This is a genomic window from Bartonella sp. AD328YNZD, from assembly GCF_042196425.1.
Map to the genome: position 1 here is coordinate 1 of NZ_JBHIQG010000567.1, position 1,046 is coordinate 1,046.

The window sequence follows — 1,046 nt, forward strand, 5'->3', positions numbered from 1 at the left end:
CCTCGCACCAAAGGGGCCATAATAAAAATTCGCGTTCCTTCTGGTAAGGACATAATTTGATCCACCATTTGGCTTACCGTTTGGCTTTCAATAGGAAGTCCTGTTGCAGGAGAATGAGGAATACCAATACGGGCAAAGAGAAGGCGCATGTAATCGTGGATTTCAGTAACGGTGCCTACTGTTGAACGGGGATTGCGGCTCGTTGTTTTTTGTTCAATGGAGATGGCGGGAGAAAGTCCGTCTATGCGGTCGACATCGGGTTTTTGCATGACTTCCAGAAATTGGCGTGCATAGGCCGAAAGGCTTTCGACATAGCGACGTTGTCCTTCAGCGTAAATTGTATCAAAAGCTAAAGATGATTTACCTGATCCAGAAAGTCCTGTTATAACAATGAGTTTGTCACGAGGCAGATCGAGATCAATATTTTTAAGGTTATGCTCACGTGCACCGCGAATAGAGATATATTTTTGATGTGTCATATTTTATCCTTGGCATATGTGACAAAAATTGAGCATCTAAAATGGAATAAAACTGTTTTTTTAGAATTACAATGTGTTTAACTGCTTTAATGCAGAAAGAAGGAATAAGTTTTGTGAAAAGAAAAATACAAATGAGCAGCTTTTTATTCTCTGGTGGTGGAATAAACTATGCGTTTTTATCATCTTTTGTTATAATTAATGGATACAATATTGGGAAAGGATAGCAATATCCATATTGGAGGTCAATTGTAGACATATAAATTGAAGGTCAAGATGGTTGTAACTGTTATACAACAAATATTGTACAATTTAAAATTTTGGAGTTTATGCGATGGCTGGTAGCCTTAATAAAGTTATTTTGATTGGTAATCTCGGGGCAGATCCTGAAATCCGCCGTTTGAATTCTGGTGATCAAGTGGCAAATCTACGTATTGCTACTTCAGAAAGTTGGCGTGATCGGAATACAAATGAGCGAAAAGAACGTACTGAATGGCATAGTATTGTTATTTTTAATGAAAACCTTGTCAAAGTTGCAGAGCAATATTTAAAAAAGGGGAGCAAAATTTA

1 protein-coding gene and 1 pseudogene are annotated in these 1,046 nt (G+C 37.7%); one reads left to right on the forward strand and one right to left on the reverse strand.

Going from position 1 to position 1,046, the window contains the following annotated elements; translation table 11 throughout:
* Nucleotides 1-479 (reverse strand): annotated as a pseudogene (locus tag ACFIO3_RS13730) (excinuclease ABC subunit A); the annotation flags it as partial.
* 331 nt (nucleotides 480-810) lie between these two features.
* Here ACFIO3_RS13730 and ssb point away from each other — a divergent pair.
* On the forward strand, nucleotides 811-1,046 hold a 236-nt coding region (ssb, locus tag ACFIO3_RS13735; protein ID WP_375704649.1), incomplete at its 3' end, for a single-stranded DNA-binding protein.